The sequence below is a fragment of the Paenibacillus sp. sg306046 genome, from assembly GCF_059821225.1.
In genome coordinates this window covers 47,333-64,169 of record NZ_JCAMRT010000022.1, presented here as the reverse complement: position 1 = coordinate 64,169, position 16,837 = coordinate 47,333, and the positions used below count along the sequence as shown (strand labels likewise).

Annotated in this window: 17 protein-coding genes and 1 pseudogene; 13 read left to right on the top strand and 5 right to left on the bottom strand. The window is 56.7% G+C overall.

Annotation, left to right across the window (positions count from 1 at the left end; translation table 11 throughout):
- Nucleotides 1–107: 107 nt before the first annotated feature.
- Together AC6ROY_RS20235 and AC6ROY_RS20230 are read left to right on the top strand one after the other, a co-directional pair.
- Complete coding sequence (locus tag AC6ROY_RS20235; protein ID WP_500102412.1) at nt 108–869, top strand: SDR family NAD(P)-dependent oxidoreductase; 762 nt, start codon at nt 108–110, stop codon at nt 867–869.
- A gap of 407 nt (nt 870–1,276) precedes the next feature.
- On the top strand, nt 1,277–3,007 hold the full coding sequence (locus AC6ROY_RS20230) for a methyl-accepting chemotaxis protein (protein ID WP_500102411.1): 1,731 nt from the start codon (nt 1,277–1,279) through the stop codon (nt 3,005–3,007).
- Nucleotides 3,008–3,155: 148 nt separating this feature from the next.
- On the opposite strand, the gene AC6ROY_RS20225 is transcribed toward AC6ROY_RS20230, so the two are convergent.
- The 3 genes and pseudogenes from AC6ROY_RS20225 to AC6ROY_RS20215 form a co-directional block, all read right to left on the bottom strand.
- Nucleotides 3,156–3,320, bottom strand: a complete 165-nt coding sequence (locus tag AC6ROY_RS20225) for a hypothetical protein (RefSeq protein WP_500102410.1) — start codon at nt 3,318–3,320, stop codon at nt 3,156–3,158.
- Complete coding sequence (locus tag AC6ROY_RS20220) at nt 3,305–3,886, bottom strand: hypothetical protein (protein WP_500102409.1); 582 nt, start codon at nt 3,884–3,886, stop codon at nt 3,305–3,307. The genes AC6ROY_RS20225 and AC6ROY_RS20220 overlap by 16 nt, the downstream gene beginning before the upstream one ends.
- 95 nt (nt 3,887–3,981) lie before the next feature.
- Nucleotides 3,982–4,618 (bottom strand): annotated as a pseudogene (locus AC6ROY_RS20215) (SPFH domain-containing protein); the annotation flags it as partial.
- Between the two features lie 176 nt (nt 4,619–4,794).
- Between AC6ROY_RS20215 and AC6ROY_RS20210 the strand changes: the two are divergent.
- The 4 genes from AC6ROY_RS20210 to AC6ROY_RS20195 all read left to right on the top strand — a co-directional run bounded on the left by AC6ROY_RS20210 (nt 4,795) and on the right by AC6ROY_RS20195 (nt 9,765).
- The gene (locus AC6ROY_RS20210; RefSeq protein WP_500102408.1) at nt 4,795–5,124 is read left to right on the top strand and encodes a phasin family protein; all 330 of its coding nucleotides are present in this window, start codon (nt 4,795–4,797) and stop codon (nt 5,122–5,124) included.
- Nucleotides 5,125–5,195: 71 nt separating this feature from the next.
- The gene (locus tag AC6ROY_RS20205) at nt 5,196–6,878 is read left to right on the top strand and encodes an ABC1 kinase family protein (RefSeq protein WP_500102407.1); all 1,683 of its coding nucleotides are present in this window, start codon (nt 5,196–5,198) and stop codon (nt 6,876–6,878) included.
- Between the two features lie 136 nt (nt 6,879–7,014).
- Nucleotides 7,015–8,688, top strand: coding sequence for a helix-turn-helix domain-containing protein (locus tag AC6ROY_RS20200; protein WP_500102406.1), 1,674 nt, complete (start codon nt 7,015–7,017; stop codon nt 8,686–8,688).
- A gap of 123 nt (nt 8,689–8,811) precedes the next feature.
- Nucleotides 8,812–9,765: an ABC transporter substrate-binding protein gene (locus tag AC6ROY_RS20195; protein WP_500102405.1), complete on the top strand. Its 954-nt coding sequence runs from the start codon at nt 8,812–8,814 to the stop codon at nt 9,763–9,765.
- A gap of 185 nt (nt 9,766–9,950) precedes the next feature.
- On the opposite strand, the gene AC6ROY_RS20190 is transcribed toward AC6ROY_RS20195, so the two are convergent.
- Nucleotides 9,951–10,358, bottom strand: a complete 408-nt coding sequence (locus tag AC6ROY_RS20190; RefSeq protein WP_500102404.1) for a hypothetical protein — start codon at nt 10,356–10,358, stop codon at nt 9,951–9,953.
- 207 nt (nt 10,359–10,565) lie between these two features.
- Between AC6ROY_RS20190 and AC6ROY_RS20185 the strand changes: the two genes are divergently transcribed.
- The 3 genes from AC6ROY_RS20185 to AC6ROY_RS20175 all read left to right on the top strand — a co-directional run bounded on the left by AC6ROY_RS20185 (nt 10,566) and on the right by AC6ROY_RS20175 (nt 11,543).
- The gene (locus tag AC6ROY_RS20185; protein ID WP_500102403.1) at nt 10,566–10,733 is read left to right on the top strand and encodes a hypothetical protein; all 168 of its coding nucleotides are present in this window, start codon (nt 10,566–10,568) and stop codon (nt 10,731–10,733) included.
- A gap of 133 nt (nt 10,734–10,866) precedes the next feature.
- Nucleotides 10,867–11,142 carry a hypothetical protein gene (locus AC6ROY_RS20180; protein WP_500102402.1) on the top strand — a complete coding sequence of 92 codons (276 nt, stop codon included), beginning with the start codon at nt 10,867–10,869 and terminating at the stop codon, nt 11,140–11,142.
- A 44-nt stretch (nt 11,143–11,186) separates the two neighbouring features.
- Nucleotides 11,187–11,543, top strand: a complete 357-nt coding sequence (locus AC6ROY_RS20175; protein WP_500102401.1) for a DUF1304 domain-containing protein — start codon at nt 11,187–11,189, stop codon at nt 11,541–11,543.
- Between the two features lie 204 nt (nt 11,544–11,747).
- Here AC6ROY_RS20175 and AC6ROY_RS20170 read toward each other — a convergent pair whose 3' ends face one another.
- On the bottom strand, nt 11,748–12,152 hold the full coding sequence (locus tag AC6ROY_RS20170) for a CBS domain-containing protein (protein WP_500102400.1): 405 nt from the start codon (nt 12,150–12,152) through the stop codon (nt 11,748–11,750).
- Between the two features lie 312 nt (nt 12,153–12,464).
- Here AC6ROY_RS20170 and dapA point away from each other — a divergent pair, with 312 nt between their 5' ends.
- From dapA to pdxA, 4 genes are read left to right on the top strand one after another with little or no spacing between them, the layout of a single operon-like run.
- Complete coding sequence (gene dapA, locus AC6ROY_RS20165) at nt 12,465–13,361, top strand: 4-hydroxy-tetrahydrodipicolinate synthase (protein ID WP_500102399.1); 897 nt, start codon at nt 12,465–12,467, stop codon at nt 13,359–13,361.
- Nucleotides 13,362–13,363: 2 nt separating this feature from the next.
- On the top strand, nt 13,364–14,533 hold the full coding sequence (locus AC6ROY_RS20160; protein ID WP_500102398.1) for an iron-containing alcohol dehydrogenase: 1,170 nt from the start codon (nt 13,364–13,366) through the stop codon (nt 14,531–14,533).
- 13 nt (nt 14,534–14,546) lie between these two features.
- A complete protein-coding gene (locus AC6ROY_RS20155; protein WP_500102397.1) occupies nt 14,547–15,830 on the top strand; it encodes a four-carbon acid sugar kinase family protein in 1,284 nt (427 codons plus the stop codon).
- Nucleotides 15,827–16,822 carry a 4-hydroxythreonine-4-phosphate dehydrogenase PdxA gene (gene pdxA, locus AC6ROY_RS20150; protein ID WP_500102396.1) on the top strand — a complete coding sequence of 332 codons (996 nt, stop codon included), beginning with the start codon at nt 15,827–15,829 and terminating at the stop codon, nt 16,820–16,822. The genes AC6ROY_RS20155 and pdxA overlap by 4 nt, the downstream gene beginning before the upstream one ends.
- Nucleotides 16,823–16,837 lie beyond the last annotated feature (15 nt).

Sequence of the window (16,837 nt, the reverse complement as noted above, 5' to 3'; positions counted from 1 at the left end):
GCTGTGATCAACGGCTCATTTCTTTCTAGATAAATAAAACCGGTTGACTTCCAGTAAACTGTAACCAGTATAATTCATTCTGTACTGAAAAAAAAGGAGGCCATGCGATGAAGTACACGGTGATCACAGGAGCAAGCTCGGGAATTGGATATGAAACGGCGCTGGCGTTTGCAGCGCGCGGCAAGCATTTGGTTCTGGCTGCGCGGCGTTATGACAACCTGGAGGCGTTGCGTGCTCGGATCGAACAGCAATACCCGGATGTAAGAGTCGTCATCCAGGCGGTTGATTTGTCTGTGGCCGACAACGCCTATGCTTTCTACGAGAGCTTGAAGGCATATGACGTCGAAACGTGGATCAATAACGCCGGCTTCGGCAACTTCGCGGCCATAGGCGAGCAGAAATTGGACAAAATTCAGCAGCTGCTTCATCTCAACATCGAGGCATTGACGATTCTGTCCACCCTGTTTGTCCGGGATTATGCTTCCAAAAAAGGCACGCAGCTGATCAATATTTCGTCTGGCGGAGGATACACCGTGATTGCTAACGCCGTTACCTACTGCGCGTCCAAATTTTATGTCAGTGCGTTCACGGAGGGGCTGGCGCTTGAGTTGAGCGCTATGGGCTCGCCCATGCAGGCGAAGGTGCTTGCACCGGCTGCGACGGAGACAGAGTTCGTCTTGCGCTCGCGAGATATCGACCAATTCGAATATAAAGGTACTGTGCCTCAATATCATACAGCGCAAGAGATGGCCGCCTTTTTGCTGGAGCTGTACGACAGCGACAAGGTTGTCGGAATTGTCGACGGACGGACGTATGAGTTTCATTTGAAGGACCCGATTTTCCAGCACGCGACGATGGCGAGGTCGTAAAGTAAGAGCGGACCGCCGCCGTACCAGCCTTGTACTGCCCCTTTTTTTTCAGCTATAAGGCAGGATAGCCCAGTCCCCGTCAGATCATGCTGGCGGGGAATTTTTCGCGCTTGCGGAGCGGGGCATGCCTTTTTTTGGAGCCGTTGATTTTGTCAGCAGTTTTGTCTGATAAAAATTTATAAATTTTCGCGCTAGCGCCTTACATTATTGGTGTGGAAAATCCAAAAAAGTAACTTTTAGTCGTTTAAATAAAGTTGCTTTTTTGGTATGATAACTTTCGTTGATTAGATTATAAACGTTTGTTATATGGGCCATAGCAATAAGCTCATAAATTGAACTTTACATATGCAGGTTCGAGTAAGCGTTCTTTTTAGAGAATAAACATGAAATCGGGAGGCAAGCAGGACATGGGAGCAGCTAAAGTAAAGTTAACGGTGCGTACGAAATTATTGGCGGGATTTCTCGCCGTTGTGGTGCTGCTGGCATTCGTCAGTACATTTGCATTAAGCCAGATTAGAGAGTTGACGGTGAGGTCGGAAGCGATTGATCGCGCGTGGATGCCGTTGGTGACTTTGGGCGGCACGATGAATGGAGACGTATCGGATGTAGAGCGCCTTGCGCTTAACATTATTGTGGAGCAGAACGAGGATGAGCTCAAGAAGCAGCAGCAGGCGCTGGACCAGCTGCTGGTCAAGCTTGAGGATGAGCGGAAGCAATTGAAAGCACTTATTGATCTTAATCCGGAGAAAGATGCGAAGCTGGTTGGTTTTTTGGAGCAGTTTAACCTGAACTATGACGCGTATTTAAAATTACTGCCTGAATTTGTGAAGCTAGGCAGAGCAAACAAGGTTGACGAGGCAAGCAAGCTGCACAGCCAGGCTTATCCGTTATGGTATACAGCTAACGATAACATTAGCCAGCTGATCGTCTTCGCCAATCAGAAGGCCGGAGATGTAACGCAAAGCGCGCTGAAGCTTTCCGAGCGAGCCTTTACCGTGATTTTGACGGCTACGATCGTGGCGGCGATTGCTGCGCTGCTGATCGCTCTCCTGATGGCTTACATGATCTCGAAGCCCGTCCAGGTCCTCAATCAGGCGGCGATTCGGATTGCCGGCGGCGATCTGACGAGCGAGGCAATTGTACTGCGCAACAAGGACGAGTTAGGCACGCTTGCGGTTTCATTTAATACCATGACGGCGAATTTGCGCGCTATTATTGAATCGGTGGCGACGACTTCCGAGCAGGTGGCGGCCTCGTCGGAGGAATTGCTGGCAAGCGCCGAGCAAAATACGAAGGCGTCCGAACAAATTTCCGCCACGGTAGAGGAAGTAGCCACGGGTACCTCCGAGCAAGTGAATATCGTGAAGCGTTCCGCGCAAGCGATGAACGAGATGGCTCTTGGTTCGGAGCAGATCGCACAGCTGGCCCAAAGCGTATCGGTATCGGCCCTTGATGCAGCCAATCAGTCTTCGGAAGGGAATAAGATCATTCAGGATGCCGTTGGGCAGATGAATGCTGTCCGCCATTCCATCATGTCCTTGTCCGAGCTGGTGACGGCGCTTGGCGAACGTTCGGCGGAAATCGGTACAATCACCCAGGTCATTAACAATATTGCGAGTCAGACGAACCTGCTGGCCTTAAATGCGGCCATTGAGGCGGCCAGAGCCGGGGAGCATGGCCGAGGTTTTGCCGTCGTTGCCGGAGAGGTGCGCAAGCTGGCCGAGGAATCCTCGTTGTCCGCGCAGCAAATTACCGGCCTCGTGCAGCTCATTCGGCAGGATACGAAGCAGGCGGTCGAAGCTGTAAAATTAAACATCAATGAAACGCAAAGCGGCATGGAGATCGTGACGGCGGCCGGACAGGCATTCGAGCAAATTTCACATGCGGTCAACAAGGTGGCGGGCGAAATTCAGGAAGTATCCGCAGGCGCCGAGCAGATGGCGGCAAGCACGGATGAGGTGGTCAAATATGTGCAGCAAATTTCAAGCATCGCAGAGGAGTCTTCCGGCGGTGTGCACAACGTATCTGCGGCTACCCAGCAGCAGCTTGCTTCCATGGAGGAAATCGCTTCTTCCGCAGCTTCTCTTTCGCATATGACAGAGGAACTGCAGGAGCAGCTCGCCAAATTTAAGGTATAGCTACAACCGCAGAGCGCTTCTTCGATTGCCTTGTGCAGCTGAAGAAGCGCTTTTTGCCTTATTCCATGCCGAATCAGCGGCTTACACCCGCTTTGGCTCTTGCTGGGCAGCGCAAGCTTTTGCAGCCGGAGCGGAGTAAACCGGACTGCTAGACGAGCAGCTGTCCCCGCCGTTCCGCTATGCTTATGGTCGCTTCGATCCCGGCGTTGAAGGTCAGGAAATCACGTTCGACGCCGTCGCTGAAAATAACGCCGTCCTCGGGCATCTCGGACGTAATCCGCAGCTGCTCTTCGCCGGTCAGCTGTCCGAACACGAGCTCGGTCGGCCCCGGCAAAGCTGGTAGCGGGCAGACACATGCGTTTTGCGCCCCATAAACAGGTCATTGACCGCGTACAAGCATTGCCCGTCATTCAGCTCGGCCTTGACCATCGTCACTTCCTGAATGCGGCGGCGTCCGGCGAGCGCATCGGGAATCAGCCGCCGCAGGTCGCCTGCCCGGAAGGGGAGCAGTATGCCCTCGCAGCGCAGCGGATCGGGATTGACGCCGATCAGCGGCAGGCCGCTGACGTATTTCAGCGTATTGGCGACAAGACCGTCCTGTCCGAGCACGACAACCGTATCGTCCGGACCGAACAAATAATTCGGCACATGCTCGCGGTCCAGCAGCTGCAGCCGGCCGAACGTCTCCAGCTGGGCTGCGACTTCCGCAAGCGCCTGATGATAGCTCGTATCCTCGCTGACGTACTCATCGAAATCCGCTCCAAGCCGCTCGATGTAAAATCGCGCCTGCTGCACCGTATTGTAGCGGGCAACCAGCTCCTCCAGCCGCGTCCGCCGTTTGATCAAAATAAGCTTCCGCTCAGTCATCCGTCTGCTCATCGCTTGCTCCCGCCTTTCGTGCCGGGACCGTCCGGGGACGAGCCTTGCAGCAGCCCCTGCAGCAGATCGGGGGTTATGTTTAGCTGACCGATTTTGTCCGTGTTCAGCTCATTTTCCTTCACGAGCCGCTCCTGCTGGATCGACGCGTTGCGGCGAATATACAGCGCATCGTCGGCCTGACGCAGGATGTCCTCGCGCGATTGAGCTTCAAGCGCCCGCAGCGTCTCCTTATTAGGCAAAATCGCGATAATCGACAGCCCCATCAGCTCGATGCCAAGCTTGGCCAGCTCCTCATGCCCGGCGATTTCGCCGCCGATCCGCTGGGCCACCAGCTCGCTCGATTGGACGGCGTCCTGCAGCCGCATGGTCTCCAGATGTTTTTTCACCTGTACCTTGGCGAGATGGATCACCCGCTGGGGGAGCTTGCCCGGATCGTCCGACAAATAGGCGTGCTTCTTTGAAATGGTACGTAAAATTTAGCATGCGCGTGGTTTGATGGTAATCAACGATCCGGTAAGTGACCTGGCCCTGGACCGTCACCGTTTGAAAATCACGTGTAATCTCCTCGAACATAAACGGCACGTCGATGGACGAAACCGGGACAACGACGGCCGAGGTCGTCGGGGCGTAGTAGAAAAAGGACAAGCCGACGCCTTCCTGGACGATCCGTCCATCCTTCATTTTCATCACATAATCGCTCGGCTGAAACTTTACAAAATGGACTCCGAACATGGCAATCCCTCGCTTCCGGATGGTAGATGTGGTGAATTAGCAACACAATATCATATTAATATGATAATATCAAATTGTTATTAACAATGAAATATTATTTAGATTGTCGTATTCATATTCACGTTGGGTGGTAATAGTAGTAAGATCATGCCGATTCAAGAAGGAGCTGGATAACCATGAAGGATTTTTTAAGCCGTGCGGTTTCACTGGGGGTTGGTTTGGCTGCTGCGAGCAAGGAACAGATTGAGAAGGCGGTCGAAGAGCTGGTCAATAAAGGCGAGGTTAGCCGCAGGGAGTCGTCGGATTTCGTGGAGGAGCTGGTGCGGAAGGGAGAAGCCGCGCGCCGTCAGCTGGACGCGATCGTCAGTGAGCGGGTACAGGTGATGCTGGGGGACAAATGGGCGAGCAAAGCCGAGCTTGAGCAGCTGGCCGAGCGGGTAGCGCGGCTGGAACGGCTGGAGCGGCAGCAGCTGCCGGAGCAAACGGAACGCGGCGCTACAAGCTGAATGAGCGGCAAGTCCGGACACACACAGCTCAGAAGTCCGGGAAGCGATGCAATGCCGGAAAGGAGTCCAGCATGACCGTTACAAGAGTCACAAGAAAGCTGCGCCAGCTTCAGCGGTACCGGACGATTGCCGCGGCGCTGATGCGCAACGGCTTCGGTTTTTTGGTGCATGAGCTGGGTGTTTCCGACAAGGTGACCTTGTTTCGACGGGGGACGAAGGACGATGTCCACAAAAAAACGGTCGGCGAGCGGACGCGGCTCATGCTGGAGGAGCTCGGTCCGACCTTCGTCAAGCTGGGGCAAATCGCCAGCACGCGGCCTGACCTGCTGCCGACCGACCTGATCGCGGAGCTGGAGAAGCTGCAGGATCATGTGCCGCCCTTTACGTATGAGGAGGCGGTCCACATTATCGAGGAGGAGCTGGGGGACGAGCTTGGCGTGCTGTTTCGGGAGTTTGATGAGGCGCCGCTTGCCTCCGCTTCGATCGGTCAGGTACACCGGGCGGTGCTGCCGGATGGAACGGTTGTCGCCGTGAAGGTGCAGCGGCCGCGGATTACCGCGCTGATCGAAACGGATCTGGACCTGCTGGCCGAGCTGTCGGGGCTCGCAGAGGCGCGGCTTGAGTGGGCGAGAGCTTACCGGCTGCGCGAAATTACCGAGGAGCTGGCCCGGTCGCTTCGCGCGGAGCTGGATTATACGGCCGAGGCGCGCAACGGCGAGAAATTTGCCGCGCAATCCGAGCGCATGGGCCATGTCCGCGTCCCGCGGCTGATCTGGCCGTACTGCACGCGCCGGGTGCTGACGATGGAATTTATGAGCGGCATCAAGTTGTCCGAGCATACCCGGCTGGACCGGGCTGGACTGGACCGTACCCAGGTAGCCCGGCGGCTGGCGTCGGTTATTTTCCATCAGATTCTCGTCGAAGGCTTCTTTCATGGCGACCCGCATCCCGGCAATGTGCTGGTACAGCCGGATGCAACGCTTGTGCTGCTGGACTTCGGGATGGTCGGACGGCTGTCGCCGGAGATGAAGCAGCAGTTTGCCTCGCTTGTCATTGCGCTGCGCAATCAAAGCTCGAAGGGGATTTTACGGGCGATTACGAAGATGGGCATCGTGCCTGACGAGGTGGATGCGGCTGCGCTGCGGGCGGATGTGGACGAGCTGCGCGATAAATATTACAAGGTGCCGTTCAGCCAGATCAGCATGGGTGAAGCGGTGCATGATTTATTCCGCGTGGCGTTCAGACATCGCATCCGGATTCCGTCCGAGCTGACGCTGCTCGGCAAGACGCTGCTGACGATGGAAGGCGTCGTTACCGCGCTTGATCCCGGCTTCAGCGTGTTTGACGTCGCCGAGCCGTATGGCCGCAAAATGTTCCGCGAGCAATTCGATCCGGGCCACCTGCTGAAAAAATGGCTGGAGGACATTCCGGACTATCTCGATCTTGCAACAGAGCTGCCGCGCAGCCTGAAAAATCTCAGCACCTTCGTTCAAAAAGGCAAGCTGCGGATTGAAATCACGGCGCCGGAGCTAAACGCCTTCCTCCATAAAATGGACCGGATCACAAACAAAATGTCGTTCAGCATCGTGCTGCTGTCCTTGAGCATTATGATGGCCGGACTCATTGTCGGCTCATCGATGGGGCATCAGGATTCGATGCTGTGGAAATTTCCCGTGATTGAAATCGGGCTTGGTATCGCCGGAGTGCTGGTGCTGTGGCTTGTCCATGCCATTTTCAAGTCCGGACGGTTTTAGCTCCAAGCTGCGGACAGCTGCTCTCTACCCGTCGAACGCTTGCCTGCCAGTCCAACTTACGGATTGAAGGGCCGCATGGGGTACGCTATAATGGCGGTTAACACATCAAGATGTTGACGGGATGGGGGCAGTACGCATGAACGACCCTGATAAACGCAAGCGTCCGGCTAAGGCTGCGAAGCGGACGGATGCCGCCGCCGGCAGCTGGCCGCTGCTGCAGCGCTTGCTCTGCTTTCGGGACATCCGCTATCGCAGACTGGATTCTTATATGCCGCGAACAGAGCTGAGGAGCGACGAGCGCAGACTGCTGCTGGTCGCGGACGGGACAGGCTTGCTGGAGGCTGCCGGCGAGCGGATGGAGGCGGGGCCTGGCACCTGCTGCCTGCTGTCAGCCGGGATGACGCTGACGGTCAGCCCGACGGGCGAAGCAGGGATGACCTTTTATGAGCTTACTTACCAGATCGGCGTCACCGGGTACGATTTGTCTGCGAGCCCCGGACCGGCCGCGGAGGACGAAGAGCCGGGGCTGCGGGCGGCCCAGCTACCCATGCGGGCGGCGCTGCCGGTTTTGGACGGGGCGAAGAGGCTGTACACCGAGCATAGTCGCGCGGCGCGCAGCGAGCTGGAGCGATTCCGGCTGAATTTGCTGTTTCAGGAGCTGGTGTACGGCATCATGGCCGAGCTGACGGCCAGATCGGCCAGCCAGGCGTCAGAGGCGATCCGGATGACCACGCTGTATATGGAAAGCCACTTTACAGACAACCTGTCGCGCGAGCTGCTGGCAAATATGGCCGGCATGAGCCCGGCCTATTATTCCCGCGCGTTCAGGAAGGAAACGGGCAGCACGCCGCTTGGCTACCTGACGCAGATTCGGATGAATCATGCCAAACGCGAGCTGCTCCGCGGCCATCTGACGATCGGCGATATTGCGGAATATGTCGGGTATGAGGACCTGTATTATTTCAGCCGCAAATTCAAGCAGGTCGCAGGCATTGCGCCGACGGTGTATATTCAGGGCAAACGAAGCAGCAAGACGGCTTGCTTGTACGCTCCGTACGTCGACTGCATGCTGGCCGTCGGTCATCGCCCGCATGCGACGATGATGGACAAATCCCATCCGCTGGCCGACCGGACCGGCGGCGCTCTGGAGCTGGGCCTGGACGAGACGGAATTCGGCGAGCGGCACGCCAGGCTGCTGGCCGAGTCGAAGCCGGAGCTCATTTTGTGCAGCAGCTACATCAGCCCGAATCAGGAGCAACTGCTGAACCGGATCGCCCCGACCGTTCAGGTGTCCTATGAGCAGGATTGGCGCACGGTGCTGCGTGAGGTGGCCGGAGTGCTTGGCCGTGAGCAGGAAGCGGAGGAGGCGATCGTCCGCTATGAGCGGAGATCCGCAGAAGCCGGGGAGCAGCTTCGGGCGAAGCTCGGCGCGCAAACCGTCGCGCTGCTGCGCGTGCATGCGCAAGGCTTGCGCTTGTATGGCGGTCCCCGTACCGGTTATACGGGACCTGTGCTGTACGGGGATTTGCGGCTCCCCGCGCCCCGGCTGATCCGCAGCCGCGTCTGGGACAAACGGCTGCTGCTGCTGCCCCCGGAGCTGCTGTCTCAGCTGGATGCCGATCGGCTGCTGCTTGTCGTGGACCCGGATGCGGTCCGCCAAGCCGCTGAGCTGATGCAGACGCGCGACTGGCGGCAGCTTCCGGCAGTGCGTCAAGGCCATGTCCACCGGGTCGATTATTATACCTGGATGAGCAGAGGCGTCGAGATGAATACGCTCAAGCTTCAGGAAGCGCTGCGTGTGCTTGGCTAATCGGCCGTTGCTTCTTAGGTCACAAAAGTCCAAACGGCAGTCCACTTTTGTCCTTGGCAGCTTGTTTGAGAACGTACTACAATTGATAACGATTCTCAAGCAAACGCCAAGGAGTGAGTACCCGTGATCAGAAAGACCCGGATCGGAGCCAGTGCGACGCTGGCATTACTTGTGATGCTGACGGTGGGCTGCGGCGCCCAGCCTGCCGCTGAGCCGCAAACAACGCCGACGCCTGCAGCCGCAGCGGAGGCCCCTAAGGAGCGGAAGGTAAAGGATGAGCTTGGCCACGACCTGACCCTTCCGGCGGAGCCGAAAAAAATTATCGGCATCTACCTGGAGGATGAGCTGACGTCGCTTGGCGTGACGCCGATCCGTCAATCGCGAATCGGCACGTGGAGCGGCCAGAAATATTTGGGACTGAACATCCCTGAGCTTGATGTGGAGGGCAGCACAGAGGCGTTTCTCGATGCGGCTCCCGATCTGATTTTGACGAACGTTTACAACGAAAAGCGGTATGAGCAGCTTTCCAAGGTAGCGCCGATGTACGCCTTCAAGGATGCGCGCGCCGACTGGCGCAAGACAATCCGCACGCTCGGCGAGCTGCTCGGCAGGTCGGAGAAGGCGGAGAGCGTCATTCAGAGCTACGACCAGAAGGCAAAGGAGGCGGGTGAGCGGGTTCGGAAGGCGATCGGCGACCAGACGGTTGCGATCATCCGCATGCATACGAAGGAGCTTCGCCTGTACGGCGGTCCGGGTTATGCCGGTCCGGTCGTTCACAAGGAATTGGGCTTGAAGCCGCACAAGCTGGTGCAGGAGCTGATTCTTGATAAGAATATCGGCGTGGCTGCGTTGTCGATGGAGAAAATTCCGGAGCTGACGGCAGACCATATTTTTATTACGACCGATACAGGGGCAGAGGGCAAAACGAAGGAGCTGCTGAGCAATCCGTTGTGGCAATCATTGCCGGCTGTGAAAAACGGCCATGTCTACGAGGTTAACTTTGAAACGTGGATGAAAAGCGGTCCGATTGCCGACAGCAGCAAAATCGACGATGTCGTGAAGGCGCTGGCGAAGTAAGATACGGATAAGGTTACGCACAAACAGGATATATCCAGACGAAGCCCCGGCCATCACGCCGGGGCTTGCTGGTGCTGGGAAACGGACAGGTATCCGCCTGACCGGCTATTTATTGTCCGAGGCGGCAGCCTGGACGGACCCGTCGGGTCTGGACGCCGCAACCGCTACAGACTGCGGGCGGTTTGTCAGTTTGTCGTTTCGATGATGCCCTCGCCCTGACATCTGCCGCTTGTGCAGTTCAGGAGGAGTCTGGCTCTGTTCAGGTTCGAGCTGTCGAGCGAGAACTCCCCGGTATAGCTGTGCTCGCCGGAGTTCGGGTAGCCAAAGACGGTCAGCGGATTCGTTGCGACCCCGCTGGCGATAACCTGGGAATAGCCGTCAACGAGCTGCCACTCGATATCGCCCCAATTGCCGGTAGGCGCGTTATTGTAAATCTGAATATACACATGATTGCCGAGATGCTCGTTGGATTGCGCGTAGCCGGAAGAATGCTCAGTCAGCTCAACCCATTGGCTGGAAGCGGCGCTTGCGCTCAAGGACATGGTCAGCAGGGAAGCGGCGAGGGCGAGACTGGTCCACCATTTTTTTCTCATTGTCAGGAATCATCCCTTCTTAATTTGGATGCAGCACAGGCTGCCAACTGATCGTACCATGTCCAGCTATAGGAAAATATAGGTGGTTTAAATCGAGTTGAGCGGGCTGAGCGATGGCGGTTTGCTTCCCTAATTCCGACAGACAAGGTATACTGACGAAGAAGGAGCATGCTGTCCTTAATTTGGAATTCGAGGTGGCTGTCGACGATGTTCAAATGTCCAAGCTGCATGCGCAAAACGGAGCTGCAAAAGTACCGGTGCAGCCACTGCGGCAATGTGCTTAAATTTACGGTTGCGGAAAAATTCGATCTGCTGGCCGAGTCTGTGGAGCAGGCGCTGCGCAAGGAATTGGCCATGCGCAAGCTGAACCGGTAGTCGGCCGTTTGCTGCCTGAAGCAAGCAATGCGCGGCAGTATTGTTGCTTGTCCGCACAGGCGCAACATGATATGATGACGGGATGGGAATAGGTTGTATTCTGATCCGATTCAAGCTACTGGAGGCCAATGACATGACGCAGAAAAAGAAATCATTTACAGACACCGCAGATAAGCTCAATCATTCCACGAAAGTGCTGCTGAAGCGGTGGGCCGGGCTTAGCGGGCTTTACGGCTTCAAGGACCTGGAGCTCGATGAAGTGGTCGCTTTATTCGAAAGCAACGACTGGAGCGTGCGCATCGACGATTCCGTCAGCCCGAATCGCGTCGTTGAGCTGTATAAAGAAGAGCAGCGGGTGCGCAAAGAGAAATTTATCGTGGACGAAGCAGGACGCGTGCGGATGGCGTAACGAGCCTGGGAAACAGGCAAACGGGAAAAAGGAGCCGGATTTCGATGATAGGCGCAATTTTGGTAGGTTTTGTCGCGATTGAGCATTTGTACATCTTGTATCTGGAAATGTTCAGCTGGACGTCGCCCCGTACGATGAAAACATTCGGGACAACGCCGGAGCATGCGCGCTCCACACGATCCATGGCAGCCAATCAAGGGCTGTACAACGGCTTTTTGGCCGCTGGTCTGATCTGGAGCCTGCTGCATCCGAACCCGGCCATTGCCGAGCAGCTGCAGCTGTTTTTCCTCGGTTGCGTGCTCGTAGCAGGGCTATACGGCGGACTAACGGTTAAAAAGTCGATTTTGTTTGTGCAAGGGCTGCCTGCCCTGGTGGCACTGCTTGTGGTGCTGCTGACGTAACGTTGTACAAGCTGTAGACGCTGTGCATGTAAACAGGGCTGCCCCCCAGCAGGGGGCATGCCCCTAAAAAAATGACCTAGACCTCCACGTCAGCGTGGAGGTCTAGGTCATTTTTTTAGGCCGAAGCCCGGTGCGCATGACGTATTAACGTCCCGACATGGCGGCGGGATGCGCGCCTAGCCTATAGCTGACGGCTTCCGACGGTCAGTCTGTAATGTTCCGGGTGTAGTATTCAATGATATCGCTGCGCCGGATAATTCCGAGGAACAGACGATTTTCGTCCACGACGGGAACAAAGTTCTGATCAGCCGCGAGCGCGAGCATGTCTTCCATCTGGGCATGGATGGACACACATTCATTATAGATGCGCTGCTTGATTTGGCTCACCGCAACTTGCTCCATATTCTGAAAGCTCAGCTCCGGGGTGCTTTTCAGCTTCCATAGCAAATCCCCCTCCGACAAAGTCCCTATATATAGGCCGCTCTCGTCTATGATCGGAATCGCCGAATAATGGTGAGCCTCCAGCTGCTCCATCGCTTCCTTCATCGTAGCGGAGGATGTCGTATAAGCAACCTCTTCCTTAGGCAATAAAAAAGAACCGACGCGCATGGTCATAACTCCCTTCCGCATGATTATTCTAGATCAGGGTAGGTCTATCTTCTTATTAAACCATATTTCGGAGTAAAAGCGCATAGAAAAAAATGGATAATTATCGACATCTCGGCTTATTTTTCGTTGGCGGGAAGCAGGACAGGCTGAATTGGCAGCATAAAGCGGACTACTCTATAAGTTAGAATGTTGCAAAAATAAACAGTATGATTAAAATCGTAAAATACTAGTTGCAAAATTGATCAAGTTGTTTTAAACTCGCATTATGAAAACGCTTCGCATCGTTAACCAACCTGCTGAGGAGGCTTCCCTATGTTAGTTACCATCGAAGGCATTTATCCGGCGTTATTGACGCCGTTTACCGCAACAGAAGAAGTGAACGAGGCAGCGCTGAAGCAGCTTGTGCATGCTTTGATTGAAGCTGGCGTACACGGCATTTTTGCCCTTGGCACCAATGGAGAGTTTCATGCGCTTACCCGCGAGGAAAAGCTGGCCGTTACGGCGATTGTCGTGCAGGAAGCGGCCGGACGTGTGCCGGTTATGGTCGGCAGCGGCGGAAACTGCACACGTGAAGTGATCGAGCTGTCGCTAGCCATGGAGAAGCTGGGCGTCGACGCCTTGTCAGTCATCACGCCGTATTTCATCCCGCCGACCCAGGAGGAGGCCGAGGCGCATTACCGCAAGGTAGCGGCGGCCGTGTCCATTCCGGTCGTGCTGTACAACATTCCGTCCAAGACAGGCTTCTCGCTTGCGCCCGAAACGGTCGGCCGTCTGGCCAGCGTTCCAAATATTATCGGGATCAAGGATAGCAGCGGCGATTTCAGTCTGATTGAGCAATATATCGAGCAGACGCGCGGCGAAAGCTTTGCGGTCATCGCCGGTACGGATTCCTTGATCTTGAAAACCTTGCAATCCGGCGGAACCGGCGCTGTGGCGGCGACGGCCAACCTGCTGCCGCAAACGGTCGTGGCCATCTATGGCCACTGGAAATCCGGTGACATCGCCAAGGCGCAGGAAGCCCAGCAGGCGCTGCAGCCGCTGCGGGATACGTTTGGCTTGACCAGCATTCCGTCCTCGCTGAAGAAGGCGGTTGAGCTGTCCGGCATCCCGGTCGGCCCGCCGAGATCGCCGATCCAGCAGCCGACCGGGGCGGCCTTGGACCGGATTGAAGCTATGCTTGAGCATTACAAATCAAGTCAGGAGGCCTAATGATGCTTACAACCTACCAATTTCAAACCGCCGAGCGGATCATCGCCGGACCCCATACGCTGCTGCAGCTTGGCGAGCAGTTGAATACGCTTCATCCGCGAATTCGCCGTGTACTCGTGGTGACGCAGCCTGCGATGCAAGCTATGGGCTTCACCGGCAACATTGAGCAGCAGCTGGCGGACAAAGGCATTGCTTTTGACGTATGCACGTCGATTTTGCCGGAGCCTACCGTTCAAAATATCGAGGAAACGTTTGCGGCCTACGCGGCGAACAGCTATGAGCTGATCATCGGCATCGGCGGCGGCAGTGTGCTGGATGCGGTCAAAATATTGTCCGTGCTGATGACGAATGAACTGAAAATTGCAGACATGCTCGGCACGAACCTGATTCCGAACGCCGGTGTCGCCACTGTGCTTATTCCGACAACCTCCGGCACGGGCTCGGAGGTTACGCCGAACGCTATCGTGACGCTGCCGGAGCAAGAACTGAAAATCGGCATTGTCAGCCGGTATTTGCTGCCCAAGCTTGTCATTCTCGATCCGGTGCTGACGCTTGGCTTGCCTAAGCCGATTACCGCTGCAACCGGGATGGACGCATTTACGCATTCGATCGAATCGTTTATTTCCAATAAAGCGAACCTCTTTAGCGACATGTTTGCGCTGGAGTCGATCCGGCTGATCTCGTCCAGCATCGTGGAAGCGTACGAAAACGGTTCCTCGCTGGAGGCGCGCGAGAAGATGCTGCTTGGCTCCACCTATGGCGGCATGGCGCTGACTGCGGCGGGCACAGCGGCCGTGCATGCGCTCGCTTATCCGCTCGGCGGCAAATACGGCATTCCGCACGGCGTAGCCAATTCGATGCTGCTGCCGGATGTGATGGCGTTTAACATGGACGCGTGTATTGACCGTCTGGCGCTGGTCGCTGGGCCCATGGGCATCGCGACCGCAGGCTTGACGCCGGAGCAAGCGGCCCAGGCTGTCATCGACCAAATCCGCGAATGGACCGTGAAGCTGAACATTCCGCAGGATTTGACGGCTTACGGCGTACAGGAGGAAAACATCGAGGCGCTGGCCGTGTCGGCGTCCCAGGTGACGCGGCTGCTGAACAATAACCCGAAGGTGCTGAGCCTGGACGATATCAAGTCCATTTATCGCAAGCTGATTGTCAAGTAAGGAGAGGATTACCGTGAGGATTGCCATTGTCGCCGATGATTTGACGGGCGCAAGCGATTGCGGGGGGCAGCTGGTACGCTATGGTATGCGTGTGTCTGTAAAAATCAACCCGGTTATCACCGAAGCCGCGACGGCAGACGCCGTTGTCTTTAACACCGTGAGCCGCTCCTTGCCGGCGGACGAGGCGTCAGCCATCGTCCGGCGGGTGAGCAGCCACATCAACGAGCAGCAGTTTGACATGATCTATAAAAAAATCGACAGCACGCTGCGCGGAAATCTCGGTGCCGAGCTGAATGCGATGGCCGATGTGATCCAGCCTGACTTCACGATCATTGCTCCGGGCTATCCGCAGAACGGCCGGCAGGTGATCGACCGGATTCACTATTTGCACGGCGAGCCGCTTCATCAGACCGAAGTGAGCCGCGATCCGAAGACGCCGGTGCTGCAATCGGACGTCGTGCAGCTGTTCGCTGAACAGACGGGACGCGCAGTCGGGCATATCGCCAAAGCGGACCTGAATCAAGGTCAAGCGCAGGTTGCCCGCCGGCTGCGGGAGCTGCAGGAGCACGGCATTACGTATGTGGTCGCAGATTCGGCCGTCGAGTCTGATTTGGAGCTGCTGGCCGCGGCGCTGGCTGCTTTGCCCCACCGCTTCATGTGGGTCGGATCGGCCGGCCTGATGAACCATCTTCCGCAAGCCTATGCTGTGGCGGAGCGGCACGAAGCGAAGCCGCTGCCCTCGCTGGACGGCCCGCTTCTGCTTGTTGTCGGCAGCGTCAGCCGCCGGGGACGCCAGCAGCTGCATAGCCTGCTGGAGCAGCAGCTGGCTGTGCAGGTCGTTGCCCGCTCCGAGCGTCTGCTGGCTCATGGAGCCGAGCTGCAGGAGGAGCTGGAGCGCGTCTGCGGCGAAGCAAGCCGGGCTTGGTCGGCGGGCCGCCACACCGTGATCGTTGCCTCCGACAATGTGGAGGAGACGAAGGAGGCAGGCGCGCAACTCGGCATGACGCCGATCCAGATCAGCGATGCGATTTCCGCCGGTCTCGGCAGCATGACGGCCAAGCTGGCCGGGGAGCTGCCGATCCGCAAATTGTTTCTGACCGGCGGCGACACCGCTTACCAGGTGCTGGAGCAGCTTGGCATTCCGGCCTTCGAGCTGGTGGAGGAGCTGGAGCCGGGCGTGCTGCTTGGCAAAAATGAAGCGCGGCAGATGTATATCGTGACGAAAGCCGGCAATTTCGGCTCGGATCAAACGATGGAGCATGTGATTAAAAAGCTCGAAGGAGTGAAATCGGCATGAGTAAACCAGTGATCGGCATTACGATGGGCGATGCGGCCGGGATCGGTCCCGAAGTGATCGTGAAGGCGCTGCAGCACAAGGAAGTGCTTGAGATGTGCAGGCCCGTTGTGATCGGCGATGCCAAAAGCATCCGCCGCGCCATTGTGCAGACGGGCACAAGCTTTACCGTCAATCCGGTCAACAGCACGGCAGATTGCCAGTTCAAGCCGGGTGTCATTGATTGCTTCGACTTGAACCTGCTGCCGGATGATCTGAAGCAAGGCGAGGTATCGGCAGCCGCCGGCGATGCGGCGTTCCACTATATCAAGAAGGCGGTTGCGCTGGCCCAGGACGGAGAGCTGCAGGGCGTTTGTACCGCGCCGCTGAACAAGGAAGCGCTGCACAAGGGCGGGCATTTGTACCCTGGCCATACGGAAATTTTTGCGGAGCTGACCGGCACGACGAGCTACTCCATGATGCTGTCATCGCCCAAGCTCAGGGTCATCCATCTGACGACGCATGTCGGGCTGCGCAAAGCGATTGACAATATTACGCCGGCGCGAACGTATACGGTGATCAAGCTGGCGCATGAGACGCTGACACGCGCCGGCTATGACCAGCCAAGAATTGCGGTATGCGGCATCAATCCGCATGCGGGCGAGAATGGATTGTTCGGCGAAGGGGAAGAAGAAGAAAAGCTTATTCCGGGCATCCGGCAGGCGGTTGAGGAAGGGATCAATGCCAGCGGGCCGTATCCGGCGGACACGTTGTTTTTCCGGGCGGTGCGCGGCGACTTCGATATCGTCATCGCCTGCTATCACGACCAGGGCCATGTGCCGATCAAGGTGCTCGGTTTGGAGGAAGGCGTGAACATTACGGTCGGACTGAAGGGCGGCTTTATCCGCACCTCGGTCGATCATGGCACCGCCTTCGATATTGCCGGGAAAAATATCGCCGATGAGCGGAGTATGCTGGCCGCGCTTGCGTCGGCGGTCGAGCTTTCGCCGAAATAAGCGGGAAAGCTGCGC